The sequence below is a fragment of the Streptomyces sp. Edi4 genome (assembly GCF_040253615.1).
GTDB lineage: Bacteria > Actinomycetota > Actinomycetes > Streptomycetales > Streptomycetaceae > Streptomyces.
The window spans coordinates 1,189,866-1,205,130 of record NZ_JBEJGY010000004.1 but is presented as its reverse complement, the minus strand read 5'-3'; the positions used below and the strand labels follow the sequence as shown (position 1 = coordinate 1,205,130).

Genomic DNA, 15,265 nt, shown 5'->3' with positions numbered 1-15,265 from the left:
GTGGCGTCATGACGGACACGAGCGCTCCGGCGGTACGCAGCGAACGGCACGGACCGGTCACGACGGTGGTGCTGTCGCGCCCCGGCGCGCGCAACGCGGTGGACGGCCCCACCGCGCGGGCGCTCGCCGACGCCTTCCGCGCCTTCGAGGCGGATGAGCACGCGGCGGTCGCGGTGCTGTGGGGCGAGGGCGGTACGTTCTGCGCGGGCGCCGACCTCAAGGCGATGGGCACCGAACGCGCCAACACGGTGTCCGAGGACGGCGACGGCCCGATGGGCCCGACCCGGCTGCGGCTGTCCAAGCCGGTGATCGCGGCCGTCGCCGGGCACGCGGTGGCGGGCGGGCTCGAACTCGCGCTCTGGTGCGATCTGCGGGTGGTGGAGCAGGACGCCGTGTTCGGGGTCTTCTGCCGGCGCTGGGGCGTCCCGCTGATCGACGGCGGCACGGTGCGGCTGCCCCGCCTCATCGGGGCGGGCCGCGCCATGGACCTGATCCTCACCGGGCGCCCGGTGGACGCGGCGGAGGCCCACGCCATCGGCCTCGCCACCCGCGTCGTACCCACCGGCACGGCACGCGCGGCGGCGCAGCGGCTGGCCGAGGAGATCGCCGCCTTCCCCCAGACGTGTCTGCGCCACGATCGGATGGCGCTGCTCGAACAGGAGGGCCTGAGCGAGCGGGAAGCACTCCTCGGTGAGGTGCGCCACGGCTTTCACGCGCTGCGGGACGCGGCCGATGGGGCGGCGCGGTTCGCGGCGGGCGCCGGGCGCCACGGGGCGTTCGACGAGCCGGCCTGAACGGGCCGGCTCGCGCGGGCCGGCCCCGGGCGCGCGGGCACGCCGGCTCCGGCGGACGGCGGGGCCGACCCGAGCCGGACGGGACTTTGAACACACGACCTAGTGTTCTGAGTCGGGAATTCTGTTCAGATAACTGGCGAGGCGTTCGAGGATCTCGTCCGCGGTCTTCGTCCAGACGTAGGGCTTCGGGTCGGTGTTCCAGGCGGAGATCCAGTTGCGGATGTCCTTCTCCAGGGCCTGGACGGACCGGTGGACGCCTCGCCGTATCTGCTTGTTGGTCAGTTCGGCGAACCATCGCTCGACGAGGTTCAGCCAGGACGAGCCGGTCGGTGTGAAGTGCAGTTGGAACCGGGGATGGGCCAGCAGCCACTTCTTGATCGCGGGGGTCTTGTGGGTGGCGTAGTTGTCGCAGATGAGGTGGATATCCAGGTCGGCGGGTACCTCCTTGTCGAGCTTGATCAGGAACTTTTTGAACTCCTCGGCCCGATGTCTGCGGTGCGGGGAACCGGTCACTTTGCCGGTGGCGACCTCAAGCGCGGCGAACAGGGTGGTGGTGCCGGCGCGGACGTAGTCGTGGGTCGCCCGCTCGGGAACCCCGGGCATCATCGGCAACACGGGCTGGGACCGGTCCAGCGCCTGGATCTGCGACTTCTCATCCACGCAGAACACCAGGGCCCGCTCGGGCGGGTCCAGATACAGGCCGACGACATCGTGGACCTTGTCGACGAAGTACGGATCGGTCGACAGCTTGAAGGTCTCCGAGCGGTGCGGCTGCAGGCCGAACGCCCGCCAGATCCGTGACACCGACGACTGCGACAGGCCCATCTCCTTCGCCATCGACCGCGTCGACCAGTGCGTCGCGTTCTTGGGAGTGGATTCCAGCGTCCTGGTGACCACCGCGGCGACCTGTTCGTCCGTCACGGTCCTGGGACCGCCTGGACGTGGCATGTCACCCAGACCGGCGATCCGGTACTGCACGAACCGGGCCCGCCAGCGGCCCACCGCATGAGGCGTCGAACCCAACTGCTCCGCAACGTCCTTGTTCGACGCACCGGTTGCACAGCCCAGGATGATCCGACATCGCAAGGCCCACGCCTGCGGCGTGGAACGACGCCGCACCCATTCCTCGAGTGCGGCCCGTTCCGCATCCGACAGTGTCAACTCGGCCTTCGGCCGCCCCGTCCGCGCCATAGAGCAAGCCTATACATCTGAACAGAATTCCCGACTCAGAACACTAGGGGCGCAGGAGGTACGGCGTCGTGACCGTCAGCGGGGTGAAGCCGAGGCGCCGCAGGATCGGGCGGCTCTGGTCGGAGGCGTCGACCTGGAGGTAGCGGTAGCCGCGCTCGGCGGCGATACGGGCGCGATGGGCGACCAGGGCGCGGTAGATGCCCTTGCCGCGCCACTCGGGCCGGGTGCCGCCGCCCCACAGACTGGCGAACTCGGTGCCGGTGTGGAAGTCCATGCGGGCCGCGCTCACGGGCAGGTCCCCGGCCATGGCCACGACCGCGGCGATGGTGTCGGGGGCCTCGGCGAGCTGGGTGAGCAGCCGTTCCCTGAGGGAGGAGGAGTCACCGCCGAAAGCGGCGTCGCGGACGGCCGTCATCAGGTCCACGCCCGCCGCGTCCGTCACGGGGCGCAGTGTGATGCCCGGGGGCGGCGTCACGTCGAGGGCGAGGTCGGCGACGTGGGCGACCATGACGGTCTCCTCGGGCTCCGCCTCGAAACCGGCCGTCAACAGACGCCGGCCCAGGTCGGCGGGCCGGTCGTGGGCGTACAGCTTCCACTCGCACTCGACCCCCAGGGACGCGAAGTGGCGTACCTGCGCGGCTATTTCGGCGTCCGCGTCGGCCGCAGTCAGGTCCGACCAGATGATGCCGTTCCACGCGGGGGCGGGGCCCACCTGCCGTACGACGCGGCCGACGCGCTCGACCCGGGTGCTGCGCCCGTCGGGCCCGGCGTTCTGCCGCAACTGCCGGTCGAAGACGGCGAGCAGGTCGTCGCCAGGGGCGCTGTTCAGGGAGTCGGTGTGCATCCGGCCACTCCAGCACCGGGGGTACGGCCGCGGCAACCGGATTGCGCGCGGCTCAGGCCTGGGCGCGTGCGGGGGTGACCGTGGCGGGGAGTGGGGCGCCGTCGCCCACGGCCGCCGCCCACTCGGTGAGCAGCCGCTCGTACTCCTCGGCCGGCCACTGTCCGTCCGCGCCGTCGACGAGCGCGCGGATGGCGTCGTTGGCGGCATCCGCGTCGGGCGGCGTGGTGCCGGGCCGGTCGGGGGAGTAAGACATGCGACCAGGCTACGGGCCGGGCTGCGGCTTCGGAGGCGCGTTTGTGTCAAAGCGCAGGTGACAGGGGTCCCGGGTGGTCAAGATCACAGCCTTTGGGGGGTTTGGGGGGTCGGGATCAGGCCGCGCCGGCTCATGATCGAGCCGTTCGTGCGCGAGGTCAGGCTGCCTGCGCCGCGTCGCTCCTCACCGCTGCGGCCCACTCGATCAGGAGCCGCCGGTAGCGCTCCTCCTCATCGGGCGAGAGGCGCCCGTCGGACTGCTCCCACAGCGAGCGGATCTCCGTGTTCACCACGTCGGCAGGGCGAAAGCAGCGGCGGTCGAAAGTCGGGGGCATGAGCCCAAGCCTACGGCCACGAGGTGACCCAGCGCCACGGAGTGGGAACTCTCAGCCAGCAAATGTGCGTTGAGCCAGGTGAAAGCCAGGTGAAGGGGCGCAGGGAAAGGGGGGTTGGGGGCATGATCCGGACAGACCGTGGGCGGGGTGGCTCAACTGGGCGGCGCGTGCGAGGCGTTGCCGAGTGCTGGGGCGGCGGGCGCCGCCTATCCTCGCGGCATGGAGCAGAGCGAGGTTCTCAAGCGCGTGATCGGCATCCTCACCGAGGCGGGGGACTACCGCCGCCGCATCGAGGAGAACGGCGAACGGGGCGGCCGGGACACCGAGATCGGCATCGTCACCGCCCTGCTCAACGAGACGATGCCGCGCGTCGAGATCCCGGCCGAGGCCACCCCGCAGGAGATGGCGACGCTCATGGCGCGCGAGGTGGGTGGCGCGATCCGCCAGCTTGTGGGCGCCTTCAGCCTGGCGTTCGTGGCCCTCGCCGAGGTCCACGACTCGGGCCGGCAGGAGGTGTCGTCGGCCGATGTGCTCCAGGACCTGGCGCTGCGCGCGGAGGAGCTGAAGGGGGACGGGCCGGGCCCCGCGGCCGGCTGAGGCCCAACCGCCGTGATCGGGCGGCCCGTTCAGAGCCCGCCGCCCGCGTCCGGCTCGAGCAGTCCGGCGCCGATGAGGGCGAACAGGGCGACGCCCAGCACGATGCGGTAGAGCACGAACGGCATGAAGCTCTTGCTGGAGATGAAGGACATGAACCACGCGATGACCGCGTAACCCACTGCGAAGGCGATGACCGCCGCGAACAGGGTGGGAAGCATCGGAGCCTGCCCGGGCCCGCCCGCGTCCTTCAACTCGAAGACGCCCGAGGCGAGGACGGCCGGGACGGCGAGCAGAAAGGAGTAACGCGCCGCCGCCTCACGGGTGTAGCCCATCAGGAGACCGCCGCTGATGGTGGCGCCGGAGCGGGAGACGCCGGGGATGAGCGCCATGGCCTGGCACACTCCGTAGGTCAGGCCGTCGCGGGTGCTGAGCTCATTCAGCGACTTGCGTTCCCTGGCCGCGCGGTGGCGCCCGCCGGACTCGTCACGCGCCGCGAGACGGTCGGCGACGCCCAGCACGACACCCATCACCACGAGCGTGGTCGCGATCACCCGCAGATCGCGGAAGGAGGTGGCGATCTGGTCCTTCAGGACGAGGCCCAGCACCCCGATCGGAATCGAGCCCACGATGACGAGCCAGCCCATGCGCGCGTCGCTGTCACCGCGCAGCGAACGGTTGGTGAGCGAGCGGAACCAGGTGGAGACGATGCGCGCGATGTCCGCGCGGAAGTAGATGAGCACGGCCGTCTCCGTGCCGATCTGGGTGATGGCGGTGAACGCGGCACCCGGGTCGTGCCAGCCGGCGAACGCGGCGGTCAGGCGCAGATGGGCGCTGGAGGAGATGGGCAGGAACTCCGTAAGACCCTGGACGAGCCCGAGTATGAACGATTCGAACCAAGACATGGGTTGCTGCGCCATCCAAGAGGGGTCGGGGCGAGAGCCGGCCGGGCACCACCGGGCCGGCCGGGGCGCCCGCGTGGCCGCACGGCCGCGCCGGTGATCTCGCGCGGATCGAGGGGCACGGTAGCGACGGCGGGTGAACGCGCGGTTGCCGTGCGGCTGCGTCTTGGGGGAAGGGGGGGTGCGGGGTGCGCGCGTGGGCACCACGTCCGCCGGGACGACCCGGGCCTCACGTCCCCGAAGGGGTGACCTGGCCGCCACTCCTGCGAGGTAACCCGGACGCCGCGCCGCGACGTAACTCGGCCGCCGCTCCGGCGACGTAACCCCGGGCGCCACGTCTGCTGGGGCGAGCCCGGGCCCCCTCCTGCGAGGCCGCCGCGGACATCACACCCGAGGCGTCACCACTCCGACATCGCCCGACGTCACCGCGCCCGACGTCACCGCGCCCGGCGTCATCGCGCCACCGCGGCCGGCGCCACCGCGCTCCGTGTCACCGCGCCCGATGTCACCGCGCTCCGTGTCACCGCGCCCGATGTCACCGTGCCCCGCGTCACTGCGTCCCGCGCCGCCGCAGCCCGTGCCGTTTGCGCCAGGCGACGGCCGCGGCGGCCACGCCGCTCAGGACGATGAAGCCCATCGCGATGACAAACGCGGGCGAGGTCGGTGACGACGCGCTGCTGCCCGCGATCACGTACGCCAGAGTGTTGGGCACCGAGCCCAGCCCGGTCGCCAGCAGGAAGGGCGTCCACCCCATGCGTGAGACGGCCGCGCAGTAGTTGGCGGCGGCGAACGGGACTCCGGGGAAAAGGCGGATCGCCATCATCGAACGGAACCCGTGCCGCGACAGCTGACCGTCCGCCGCCGTCAGCCAGCGTCCGCGCAGCAGTGGGCGCAGCGCGTCCTGTCCGAGCACCCGGACCAGGCCGAAGGAGATGCCCGCGCCGAGCACCGTGCCCGCGAGCGCGCAGACGAGTCCGGCCTGGGTGGCGAAGAGGGCGCCGGCGGCCAGGTTGAGGAGAGGGCGGGGCACGAACGCGGCGGTGCACAGCCCGTACGCCACCGCGAAGAGCGCCATCGCGCCCGCCCCGCCCACGTGCGGCGGCCAGCCGTCGGCGAGCAGCCGCTGCGGCTGGAGGACGAGCACGGCGGACCCGGCGGCCGCGAGCACCAGCACGAGCAGCGCGAACCGCGACCAGGGCGAGAGCAGGGCTCTGCCGCAGCGGACGGCGAGGCCGGACAGGGGTCGGGCAGCGGGCTCGAACATCCGGGGAGAGTAACCGACCCGGGCGCCCGCTCGCCGTAAGCGACGTTCCATACCGCCGCCCGCCCGCCGTAAGTGACGTTCCATGCCGCCGCCCGCCGCCCGGCATCTCGTGCTCACCGCCTCCAGACGGAAACCTGGTTTGCCGGCCTCCGCGCCCCAACTCCCTGTGGGGAAAACCATTCGACGCGGCGCCGCCCACCAGGGATGATCGGCGACATGTCCAGGTACGCCTTCCTCGCAGTGCCGTCCGCGATCGCGGACGCGCCGAAGGCTGCCGTCCTCACGGCCACCGACGCCGTCGCGTCCGCAGCGCCCCACGGCTGCGCCCGAAGCTGACCCTTCCCGGACATTCCGGCGGACCCCGCACGGGGAGGGTCGGCCGGACCCAGGGGTCCCAGCTCAGCTCCGCGACCACGCGAGGGACACTCAGCCATGCCCAAGACGGCATACGTACGCACCAAGCCCCACCTCAACATCGGCACCATGGGCCATGTCGACCACGGCAAGACGACCCTGACCGCCGCCATCACCAAAGTCCTCGCCGAGCGGGACGGCGCCACCCGGTTCGTCCCGTCCGACCGCATCGACCGGGCCCCGGAGGAGGCCGCCCGCGGCATCACCATCAACCTCGCGCACGTCGAGTACGAGACCGACACCCGTCACTACGCGCACGTCGACATGCCGGGCCACGCCGACTACGTCAAGAACATGGTCACGGGCGCCGCCCAGCTCGACGGGGCGATCCTCGTCGTATCGGCGCTCGACGGCGTCATGCCGCAGACCGCCGAGCACGTCCTGCTCGCCCGCCAAGTGGGCGTCAACCACATCGTGGTGGCGCTCAACAAGGCGGACGCCGTCGACGACGGCGAGGACGCGGCACTGACCGACCTCGTCGAGCTCGAGGTGCGCGACCTGCTCTCGGCCCACGGTTACGGCGGCGACGCCGTGCCCGTCGTGCGCGTCTCCGGCCTCAAGGCGCTTGCGGGCGAGCAGCGGTGGACGGAGGCGATCGGCGCGCTGCTCGACGCCGTTGACACCTACGTGCCGCTGCCCGAGCGCTATGTGGACGCGCCGTTCCTGCTGCCGGTCGAGAACGTGCTCACCATCACCGGGCGCGGCACCGTCGTGATCGGCGCCGTCGAACGCGGCACGGTGCGGGTCGGAGACCGGGTCCATGTCCTGGGTGCCGACGTGGAGTCGGTGGTCACCGGCCTTGAGACATTCGGCAAACCGATGGACCGCGCGCAGGCGGGCGACAACGTCGCGCTGCTCCTGCGCGGGGTGCCACGCGACGCGGTGCGCAGGGGGCACGTGGCCGCCGAGCCCGGCAGCGTCATACCGAGCCGCAGGTTCACCGCCCAGGTGTACGTCCTGTCCACCCGCGAGGGCGGCCGCTCCACGCCCATCGCCACCGGCTACCGCCCGCAGTTCTACCTGCGCACCGCGGACGTGGCCGGCGACGTGGACCTCGGCGAACTCGCCGTCGCGCGGCCCGGTGAGACGGTCACCATGACGGTGGAGCTCGACCGTGACACCCCGCTGGAGCCGGGGCTCGGCTTCGCCATCCGCGAGGGCGGCCGAACCGTCGGCGCCGGGACGGTCGCCACGGTCCTGTGACCGTCCGGTCCGCCCGCCACCAACACCCTGGTGGCGGCGGGCCGTTGGCGGCACGGCACACTGTGATCATGGATGACACGGCGCTGGTACTCGGTTCGGGCGGGCTCACCGGCGTGGGCTGGGAGATCGGCATCCTGCACGGCCTCGCCGAAGCGGGCGTGGACGTGACCGACGCCGCTCTGGTGATCGGGAGCTCGGCGGGCTCCGTCGTCGGCGTGAACATCGGGGCGCGCCCCGGCGGTCTCGGGGAGCTGTACGAGCGCCAACTGGCAAGCCCGCGCGGGGAGACCGGCGCAAGCCTCGGTCCGGGCAGGATCTTCCGTTACGCGCGGGCGCTGCTCACCTCTCGTACTCCCGAGGCCTACGGCGTGAAGCTCGGCCGGATGGCCCTCGCCGCGCCCGCCCCGGCCGAGTCCGAGCGGCGCGCGGTCATCGCCGAGCGGCTGCTCTCGCACGAGTGGCCCGAGCGGGCCCTGAGGATCACGTCGGTCGCCGTGGACACCGGCGAGCTGAGGGTCTTCGACCGGGACAGCGGCGTACCGCTCGTCGACGCGGTCGCGGCGAGCTGCGCCGTGCCGCTGGTGTGGCCGCCCGTCACCATCGAGGGGCGCCGCTGGATGGACGGCGGCCTGCACTCCACGGCCAACGCCCAGCTGGCCGCCGGCTGCCGCCGCGTGGTGATCATCGCCCCCAGCCCGCAGGGCGGCGGGCCGCTCGAGTCGCCGGCCGCGCAGGCGGCCCGGCTCACCGCCGAGGGCGCCCGGGTGGTGCTCATCACCCCCGACGCCGCCGCGAAGAAGGCCTTCGGGCGCGGCACCCTCGACCCGGCGCGGCGTGCTCCCGCGGCAAGGGCGGGTCTGGCCCAGGCGCCCGCGCACGCCGACGCGGTCAAGGCGCTGTGGGGGTGAGGCCGCGGCCCGTCGCCCCCGGCTGGTTCGGGGGGCGCACAATGGGACGGTGAACGACGACCCGCGCGCCGAGCCGATACCCGTCGTCCGGGAGGTCGACGGCGGCACCGCCAAGCTGATGCCCGACATCGACCGCGAGCGCGCCTGGCTGCTGACGGTGGACGGCGCCCCGCAGTCGTACGTGGATCTCGACGACCCCACGTACATCGAGTTCGAGTACCTGCGCCGCCTCGCGCACGTCGTGGACTGCGCGGCGAGCGAGGGCGAGCCGCTGGACGTGCTGCACCTCGGCGGCGGCGCGCTCACGCTGCCCCGCTATGTCGCCGCGACCAGGCCCGGCTCGCGCCAGGACGTGGTGGACGCCGACCGCGCGCTGGTCCGGCTCGTCCGCGAACACCTGCCCCTTCCGCCACGGTCCGGGATCACGCTGCACGCGATGGACGCGAGAGAGTGGGCCGGGCGCGCGCCGGCCGCCTCGGTGGACCTGCTCGTCGCGGACGTCTTCACCGGCTCGCGGGTGCCGGGGCACCTCACCTCACTCGCGTACGCGAGGGAGGCCGAGCGGGTCCTGCGGCCCGGCGGTCTGTACGCCGCCAACCTCGCCGACGGCGCGCCGTTCGCCTTCCTGCGCTCCCAACTCGCTACGTTCCAGGCGGTGTTCGCGGACGTCGCGTTGATCGCCGAGCCGTCGGTGCTGCGCGGGCGCCGCTTCGGCAACGCGGTGCTGCTCGCCTCGGCGCGCCCCCTGGATGTGGCGGCGCTGGCCCGGCGCACGGCGGGGGACGCCTTCCCGGCCAGAGTCGAGCACGGTGCGTCACTGCGCCGCTTCGTCGGGGATGCCCAGCCGGTCACCGACGCGGACGCGCGGCCCTCACCCGAGCCGCCCGACGGCGCCTTCAGCGTCGGCTGAGCCGAGCGGCGCGCCGGCCGTCACCGTGGTGGTGCGGCGGGTCAGACGGCGTACGTCCGGCACGCACAGGACGGCGGCGGTGAGCAGCGCGACCAGCGCGGAGCAGCCCCACAGCGCGGGCGTGCGGCCCACCGCGTCCTGGGCGGGGCCGGCCAGCGCGGTGGCCAGGGGCACCATGGCGATCGAGCCGAGCCAGTCGTAGGCGGAGACGCGGGACAGCTTCTCCTCCGGGATCTCCTGGCTGAGCGCGGTCATCCACGAGACGCCGAAGACCTCGACCGAGACACCGGTCAGGAGCATGACGCCGGCGAGCGCCGCCACAGGCAGCGGCACCGCGAGCGCGGCCGAGGGCAGGGCCAGCGGGAAGACGCACAGGCTGCCCGCGAGCAGCAGTCGGCGCGGCTTCCAGCGCGTCATCAGGAAGGCGCCGCCCAGCGTGCCGGCGCCGAACGCCGCGAGCGCGAATCCCCACGGCCCGGGTCCGCCCAGCTCGTCCCGCGCCACCAGCGGTCCGTACACCGCCTCGGCCGCCGCGACCACGGCGTTGACCACCGCGAACTGCACCACGATCGACCAGAGCCAGGGCCGGCCGGCGAACTCGCGCCAGCCCTCGCGCAGGTCGGAGACCATCCCGCCGCCCGCCGCGCGCGCCGGGATGTGGCTCACGTCGAGGAAGGCCCGCAGCGCGCCCGCCACGGCGAAGGCCGCCGCGTCGATCGCGAGCACCCAGCCCGCGCCGAGGACCGCGATGAGGGCGCCGCCGAGAGCGGCACCGCCGATGCCCGCGCCATGCATCGCCATCCGGTAGAACGCGAACGCCCGCCCGGCGTCCTCGCCGCGCACGGTGGACATGAGCATGCCCTCGGAAGCGGGCCCGAAGAAGGCCTGGCCCACCCCGCCGAGCGCGGACAGGGCCATCATCTGCCACAGCCGGGGCTCTCCCGCGAGGACGAGCAGTGCGAAGGCGCCCTGCGAAAGGAAGTTGAGGGCGTTGGCGGCGACCATCACCCGGTGCCGCGGCAGCCGGTCCGCCAGCGCGCCGCCCACCAGGAGGAACAGCACGAGCGGCACGGTACGGGCCGCCGCGACCAGACCCACGTCGCCGCCGCTCCCGCCGGATTCGAGGACCGCGAACGCGGCCGCGATCAGAGCCCCTTGGCTGCCCAGGTTGGTGACGACCGCCGCCGCGGTCAGCAAGGTGTAGTTGCGGCCGCCCCAGGAGGGGCGGCCCGGACGCGAGGGAAGGACGGCGGAAGCGGAAGTCACTTAGGGACTATCGCCTCCGCCGCCCCGTGCGGCCAAACGGTTTGCTGCCAGGAGGCGCCTCAGGAGGAGGCGGGTACCAGGCGGATGGTGCTGAGGATCTTCTGGATGGTGTCCTCGGAGACCGCGTCGGGCACACCGGTGTTGGCGATGAGGCTCCAGGCCGCGAGGTCGCCCTTGGGGGTCTTGAAGCCGAACAGCACGGACTGGCCGTCGGTGGAGCACTTGTCCGTCTTCTTGACGCCCGTCGTCTTGGCGCGGACCACGCTGCCCTGAAGACCGGACTTGGTCGTGTAGGGGACCGGCTTCTCCGAAGTGATGTGGTCCTTGTCCGGCTGGGTGTAGGCGAAGTACAGCCAGTCGTCCGCCTGCTCGGCCGCGTCGTCGGTCGACTTGGCGCCGTTGGCGCCCTTGGTGCCGACGCTGGCGAGCGCGGTGTTCTCGTCGCGGCCGCTGTCGCTCTTGCTCGTGCACCACTTGGACTTGTAGTAGGCGGGCGCGGACATCATCATGCCGCCGAACCCGTTGGGGTCCGCCTTGTCGGACCAGCCGACGCTCATGCCCGAACTCGCGACCTCCCAGTCCGGCGGCACGTCGAAGGCGTCACCCCGGCTGGGGTTCACGACGACCTTCCAGCCCGCGATGACCGGCTTGACGTCGTTGCCCGCGCCGCGCGGGTTGGGCGCGGCGGAGGACGGCGCCGCCGGGCCGGAGGGCGAAGGCGACTTCTTGTCCTTGCCGTCGGCCTGGCTGGTGCTCTTGCCGTCGTCCTTGAGGACCACCACGCCGGTCACGGCCGCGGCGACGACCACGGCGGCGGCCGCCACGATGGCGATGACGGTGGTCTTCTTCTTGTCGTTCTTCTGCGGCGGCTGCGGGGACCCGGGCGGACCGCCCACGGGGTACTGCGGCACCGTCGGCTGCTGGTAGGGGTTGGGCGTCTGATAACCCTGCGGCGGATACCCGCGCTGCGCGGGCTGCTGTCCCGGCTGCTGGTAGGGATTCGGTTGCTGGTACCCCGGCTGCTGGTACGGGTTCTGATTCGGATCCCGCGGGTTCTGCTCGCCCCCGGGCGGCTGCTGTCCTGGCCACATGGCCAGTAACCATAGAGGGGCGGTACGACACCTGCCACGGCCGCCCCCGGCGGGGGATGGCCAACGGTCGCTACCCATGGGTAACATCGGGCCCCATGAGCGCTGATCAGATGTCCGTGGGCGAGATGCTCGCCGCCACCGTCCCCATGGCGAGGACCCTCAACCTGGAATTCCTCGAGACCACCCCCGAGCGTGCCGTGGTGCGCCTGCCGGACCAGCCCGACTACCACAACCACGTCGGCGGCCCGCACGCCGGAGCGATGTTCACGCTCGCCGAGTCCGCGAGCGGCGCCATCGTCATCGCCGCCTTCGGCGACCAGATGAGCCGTGCGGTGCCGCTGGCCGTCAAGGCGGAAATCGGCTACAAGAAACTCGCCATGGGCGTCGTCACCGCGACCGCCACGCTGGGCCGCCCGATCGCCGACGTGGTGGCCGACCTCGACGCGGGACAGCGCCCCGAGTTCCCGGTCCACATCGAGATCCAGCGCGCGGACGGTGCCGTCACCGGCGAGATGACCGTTGTGTGGACCCTGCGCCCCAACTCCTGACCATCGGCGCACGGCTCGATCCCCAAGGCGTCCCGGCCACCGCCGGGGCGCCTTCGGCGTTCCGCGCCGGGGACCGATCGCCCGGGCGCCGTTCTTGCGCCGGACGGTCCTAGCTTGCGCGGCCCTCGTGGCGCCTGACGGTGGGTCAACTGGGTCGTGAAGCATAGTGCGTTCACCCAGTGAACACAGACCGCCGGTCGTGCCGCGGCCCTCCACGGCGTGCCCGCGCACAAAGGAGTGACGGTCCATGTCCGACCCGGTTTCCCGAAGGTCAGCACTGCGTCTGCTCGGCGGCGCCGTCACGGTCGCGACCGCCGCGACCGGCACCCTGGCCGCCCCCGCGCCCGCCGTCGCGCTCCCCGGGGCCCGGACCGCGCCCGACGCCTCGCCCCGGGTCGAGACGCTGATCGGCCGCCTCACCCTGGACGAGAAGATCTCCCTCCTGCACGGCGCCGGTGACCCCCACGGCCTCGGCCAGGCCGGCTACCTGCCGGGCGTGCCCCGCCTCGCGATCCCCCCGCTCCGGCTGGCCGACGGCCCCGCGGGCGTCCGCGTCAAGGCGCACGCCACCGCCCTGCCGGCGCCGGTGATGCTCGCCGCCGCCTTCGACCCCGCGCTCGCCCGCGCGTACGGCGAAGTGCTCGGCCGCGAGGGACGCGCGCTCGGCCAGGACGTCATCCTCGCGCCCATGGTCAACCTCATCAGGACCCCTTATGCCGGGCGGAACTTCGAGACGTTCTCCGAGGACCCCCTGCTCAGCGCGGACCTGGTGGCCGAGGAGATCCGGGGCATCCAGAGCCAGGGATTGATCGCCACCGTCAAGCACTTCGCCCTGAACAACCAGGAACAGGACCGCACGTCCATCGATGTGCGGATCGCCGAACAGCCGCTCCACGAAATGGAGCTGCGCGGCTTCGAGGCGGCCGTCACCGCCGGTACGGGCGCCGTGATGGGCGCGTACAACAAGGTCAACGGGGCCTGGGCCTGCGAGAACAAGCCACTTCTGAACGACATCCTGCGCGACGCCTGGGGCTTCGACGGCCTGGTGATGACCGACTGGTTCGCCGCGCACAGCACCGCCGCCTCACTCAGCGCAGGACTCGATCTGGAGATGCCGAGCGGCACCTACTTCGGGGGCGCGCTGCGGCGTGCCATCAGCGCGGGCAGCGTCACCGAAGCGCTCGTCGACCGTGCCGTACGCCGTGTGCTCGGCGTCATGGAACGTTTCTCGCTGCTCGACGGGCAGCCGCCCGCCCGGCCCGGACGCGACCCAGAGGCCGGGGCGGATGTCGCGCTCAAGGTCGCCAAGGCGGGCGCGACCCTGCTGCACAACCGCGCGGCCACCCTGCCGCTCACCGGCGCCGCCGCCCGCGCCATCGCGGTGATCGGCCCCACCGCGATCTACCCGTTCATCGGCGGCGGCGGCAGCGCGCACGTCGTGCCCGACCGCGCGCGGACCCCGCTGGAGGCCCTCACCGCCCGGGCCGGACAAGGCGCCGACATCGGTTACGCGATGGGGGAGGACCTGTACGGCAAGCCCCTGCCCGCCACATCGCCGGGCGCCGACTTCGAGGGCCTGCGCGTCGCCGCCGGCGCCACCTGGACCTTTGAGGGCACCCTCGATGTCACCGAGCCCGACGAGTGGACCTTCGTCATCCACTACTCGGGCGAGCGCCCCACAGTGGTCCTGGACGGCACCGATCTCTTCCCGCCCGCCCCCGGTCTCCTCGAACTCTTCGGCGGGGGACTCGTGGGCGCCGCACCCGACGGCCTCCAGGTCCGCCGGGGCACCCTCCGGCTCACCGCCGGGAAGCACCGGCTCACCATCACGGCCAAGGGCGGCGCCGCGGGCCAGCTCTTCCGGCTGCGCCGCACCACCGGGGCCACCCGCGCCGGTGACGTCGCCGACGCGGTGCGCGTGGCCCGCGCGGCCGCGAGCGTCGTGCTGTTCGCGTACGAGGACGCCACCGAGGGCGCCGACCGGGCCGGCCTCGCCCTGCCCGGCCACCAGAACGAGCTGATCGCGGCGGTCACCGCCGCCAACGCGCGGACCACGGTGGTGCTCAACACCTCGTCGAGCACGACCATGCCGTGGCTGGCGAGCGCGGGCGCCGTGCTCCAGATGTATTACCCGGGCCAGGAGGGCGCCGAGGCCACTGCCGCAGTCCTGTTCGGGGACTGCGACCCCGGCGGCCGGCTCACCCAGACCTTCCCCGCGTCCGACGAGCACCACCCGGTGGCCGGCGACCGGCGGCGCTACCCAGGCGTGGACGGCACCCAGGAGTACTCCGAGGGCATCCACCTCGGATACCGCTGGTACGACGCCGAAGGTGTGACCCCGCTCTTCCCCTTCGGGCACGGCCTCTCCTACACGACCTTCGCCTACTCGGGCCTGAGCGTGCGGCCCGACGGCGACGGGCTCGCGGTCACCTTCACCGTCCGCAACACCGGGCGCCGCGCGGGCGTCACGGTGGCCCAGGTCTATGTCGGCCCCTCGCCCGACCTGCGCCTGGCTCAGGCCCGGCGCGCCCTGGCCGGCTACCGCCGCCTCGAACTGGAGCCGGGCGCCGCCCAGCGGGTGACCGTCCGCGTCACGGCCCGCTCGCTCTCCTCCTGGGACCCGGGCCGGCACGGCTGGGTGCTCGGCACCGGAACACGCGAGGTGAGCGTGGGTGTCTCCGCGCGCGAGACGCGCCTGGCCGGTCGTGGCAAGGTCCGATCGGGCGCGGCCGGCCCCAGGCCCTGACCG

The 15,265-nt window shown here is 72.8% G+C and carries 15 protein-coding genes; 7 read left to right on the top strand and 8 right to left on the bottom strand.

Annotated elements, in window-relative coordinates; all coding sequences use genetic code 11:
* The first annotated feature begins 8 nt into the window (after positions 1–8).
* Positions 9–794: a crotonase/enoyl-CoA hydratase family protein gene (locus ABR738_RS07455; protein ID WP_350229188.1), complete on the top strand. Its 786-nt coding sequence runs from the start codon at positions 9–11 to the stop codon at positions 792–794.
* Positions 795–893: 99 nt separating this feature from the next.
* Here the strand turns inward: ABR738_RS07455 and ABR738_RS07450 are convergent, their stop codons facing one another.
* The 4 genes from ABR738_RS07450 to ABR738_RS07435 all read right to left on the bottom strand — a co-directional run bounded on the left by ABR738_RS07450 (position 894) and on the right by ABR738_RS07435 (position 3,416).
* Positions 894–1,985: an IS630 family transposase gene (locus ABR738_RS07450; protein WP_350229187.1), complete on the bottom strand. Its 1,092-nt coding sequence runs from the start codon at positions 1,983–1,985 to the stop codon at positions 894–896.
* Between the two features lie 43 nt (positions 1,986–2,028).
* Positions 2,029–2,829 carry a GNAT family N-acetyltransferase gene (locus tag ABR738_RS07445; RefSeq protein ID WP_350229186.1) on the bottom strand — a complete coding sequence of 267 codons (801 nt, stop codon included), beginning with the start codon at positions 2,827–2,829 and terminating at the stop codon, positions 2,029–2,031.
* A 52-nt stretch (positions 2,830–2,881) separates the two neighbouring features.
* A complete protein-coding gene (locus ABR738_RS07440; protein WP_350229185.1) occupies positions 2,882–3,082 on the bottom strand; it encodes a hypothetical protein in 201 nt (66 codons plus the stop codon).
* Positions 3,083–3,239: 157 nt separating this feature from the next.
* Positions 3,240–3,416, bottom strand: coding sequence for a hypothetical protein (locus ABR738_RS07435; protein WP_350229184.1), 177 nt, complete (start codon positions 3,414–3,416; stop codon positions 3,240–3,242).
* A gap of 219 nt (positions 3,417–3,635) precedes the next feature.
* Between ABR738_RS07435 and ABR738_RS07430 the strand changes: the two genes are divergently transcribed.
* Positions 3,636–4,013 carry a hypothetical protein gene (locus tag ABR738_RS07430; protein ID WP_350229183.1) on the top strand — a complete coding sequence of 126 codons (378 nt, stop codon included), beginning with the start codon at positions 3,636–3,638 and terminating at the stop codon, positions 4,011–4,013.
* A 29-nt stretch (positions 4,014–4,042) separates the two neighbouring features.
* Here ABR738_RS07430 and ABR738_RS07425 read toward each other — a convergent pair whose 3' ends face one another.
* Together ABR738_RS07425 and ABR738_RS07420 are read right to left on the bottom strand one after the other, a co-directional pair.
* Positions 4,043–4,915 (bottom strand): undecaprenyl-diphosphate phosphatase, encoded by an 873-nt coding sequence (locus ABR738_RS07425; protein ID WP_350229182.1) that lies wholly within the window; start codon positions 4,913–4,915, stop codon positions 4,043–4,045.
* A 547-nt stretch (positions 4,916–5,462) separates the two neighbouring features.
* Positions 5,463–6,176: a TVP38/TMEM64 family protein gene (locus tag ABR738_RS07420; RefSeq protein ID WP_350229181.1), complete on the bottom strand. Its 714-nt coding sequence runs from the start codon at positions 6,174–6,176 to the stop codon at positions 5,463–5,465.
* A 432-nt stretch (positions 6,177–6,608) separates the two neighbouring features.
* On the opposite strand from ABR738_RS07420, the gene tuf reads away from it, so the two are divergent.
* From tuf to ABR738_RS07405, 3 genes are all read left to right on the top strand, one after another.
* The gene (gene tuf / locus ABR738_RS07415) at positions 6,609–7,793 is read left to right on the top strand and encodes an elongation factor Tu (RefSeq protein WP_350229180.1); all 1,185 of its coding nucleotides are present in this window, start codon (positions 6,609–6,611) and stop codon (positions 7,791–7,793) included.
* Positions 7,794–7,861: 68 nt separating this feature from the next.
* On the top strand, positions 7,862–8,701 hold the full coding sequence (locus ABR738_RS07410) for a patatin-like phospholipase family protein (protein WP_350229179.1): 840 nt from the start codon (positions 7,862–7,864) through the stop codon (positions 8,699–8,701).
* 118 nt (positions 8,702–8,819) lie between these two features.
* Positions 8,820–9,611: a spermidine synthase gene (locus ABR738_RS07405; RefSeq protein WP_350234466.1), complete on the top strand. Its 792-nt coding sequence runs from the start codon at positions 8,820–8,822 to the stop codon at positions 9,609–9,611.
* Here the strand turns inward: ABR738_RS07405 and ABR738_RS07400 are convergent.
* Positions 9,573–10,877 (bottom strand): MFS transporter, encoded by a 1,305-nt coding sequence (locus ABR738_RS07400; RefSeq protein WP_350229178.1) that lies wholly within the window; start codon positions 10,875–10,877, stop codon positions 9,573–9,575. The two genes, ABR738_RS07405 and ABR738_RS07400, sit on opposite strands and share 39 nt — an antisense overlap.
* Positions 10,878–10,936: 59 nt before the next feature.
* On the bottom strand, positions 10,937–11,968 hold the full coding sequence (locus ABR738_RS07395; protein ID WP_350229177.1) for a DUF8017 domain-containing protein: 1,032 nt from the start codon (positions 11,966–11,968) through the stop codon (positions 10,937–10,939).
* Between the two features lie 110 nt (positions 11,969–12,078).
* Here ABR738_RS07395 and ABR738_RS07390 point away from each other — a divergent pair, with 110 nt between their 5' ends.
* Together ABR738_RS07390 and ABR738_RS07385 are read left to right on the top strand one after the other, a co-directional pair.
* Complete coding sequence (locus tag ABR738_RS07390) at positions 12,079–12,516, top strand: DUF4442 domain-containing protein (protein WP_350234465.1); 438 nt, start codon at positions 12,079–12,081, stop codon at positions 12,514–12,516.
* Positions 12,517–12,763: 247 nt separating this feature from the next.
* Entirely contained in the window at positions 12,764–15,262 is a 2,499-nt protein-coding gene (locus ABR738_RS07385; RefSeq protein ID WP_350229176.1) for a beta-glucosidase family protein, read from the top strand.
* Positions 15,263–15,265: the final 3 nt, after the last annotated feature.

Bases quoted from the DNA above. Each gene is read 5' to 3' on its own strand.
- ABR738_RS07390 (WP_350234465.1), top strand. From the start codon at position 12,079: ATGTCCGTGGGCGAGATGCTCGCCGCCACCGTCCCCATGGCGAGGACC.
- ABR738_RS07420 (WP_350229181.1), bottom strand. From the start codon at position 6,176: ATGTTCGAGCCCGCTGCCCGACCCCTGTCCGGCCTCGCCGTCCGCTGC.
- ABR738_RS07450 (WP_350229187.1), bottom strand. From the start codon at position 1,985: ATGGCGCGGACGGGGCGGCCGAAGGCCGAGTTGACACTGTCGGATGCG.
- ABR738_RS07425 (WP_350229182.1), bottom strand. From the start codon at position 4,915: ATGTCTTGGTTCGAATCGTTCATACTCGGGCTCGTCCAGGGTCTTACG.
- ABR738_RS07410 (WP_350229179.1), top strand. From the start codon at position 7,862: ATGGATGACACGGCGCTGGTACTCGGTTCGGGCGGGCTCACCGGCGTG.
- ABR738_RS07430 (WP_350229183.1), top strand. From the start codon at position 3,636: ATGGAGCAGAGCGAGGTTCTCAAGCGCGTGATCGGCATCCTCACCGAG.
- ABR738_RS07385 (WP_350229176.1), top strand. From the start codon at position 12,764: ATGTCCGACCCGGTTTCCCGAAGGTCAGCACTGCGTCTGCTCGGCGGC.
- ABR738_RS07440 (WP_350229185.1), bottom strand. From the start codon at position 3,082: ATGTCTTACTCCCCCGACCGGCCCGGCACCACGCCGCCCGACGCGGAT.
- ABR738_RS07395 (WP_350229177.1), bottom strand. From the start codon at position 11,968: ATGTGGCCAGGACAGCAGCCGCCCGGGGGCGAGCAGAACCCGCGGGAT.
- ABR738_RS07435 (WP_350229184.1), bottom strand. From the start codon at position 3,416: ATGCCCCCGACTTTCGACCGCCGCTGCTTTCGCCCTGCCGACGTGGTG.
- ABR738_RS07455 (WP_350229188.1), top strand. From the start codon at position 9: ATGACGGACACGAGCGCTCCGGCGGTACGCAGCGAACGGCACGGACCG.
- ABR738_RS07405 (WP_350234466.1), top strand. From the start codon at position 8,820: ATGCCCGACATCGACCGCGAGCGCGCCTGGCTGCTGACGGTGGACGGC.
- tuf (WP_350229180.1), top strand. From the start codon at position 6,609: ATGCCCAAGACGGCATACGTACGCACCAAGCCCCACCTCAACATCGGC.
- ABR738_RS07445 (WP_350229186.1), bottom strand. From the start codon at position 2,829: ATGCACACCGACTCCCTGAACAGCGCCCCTGGCGACGACCTGCTCGCC.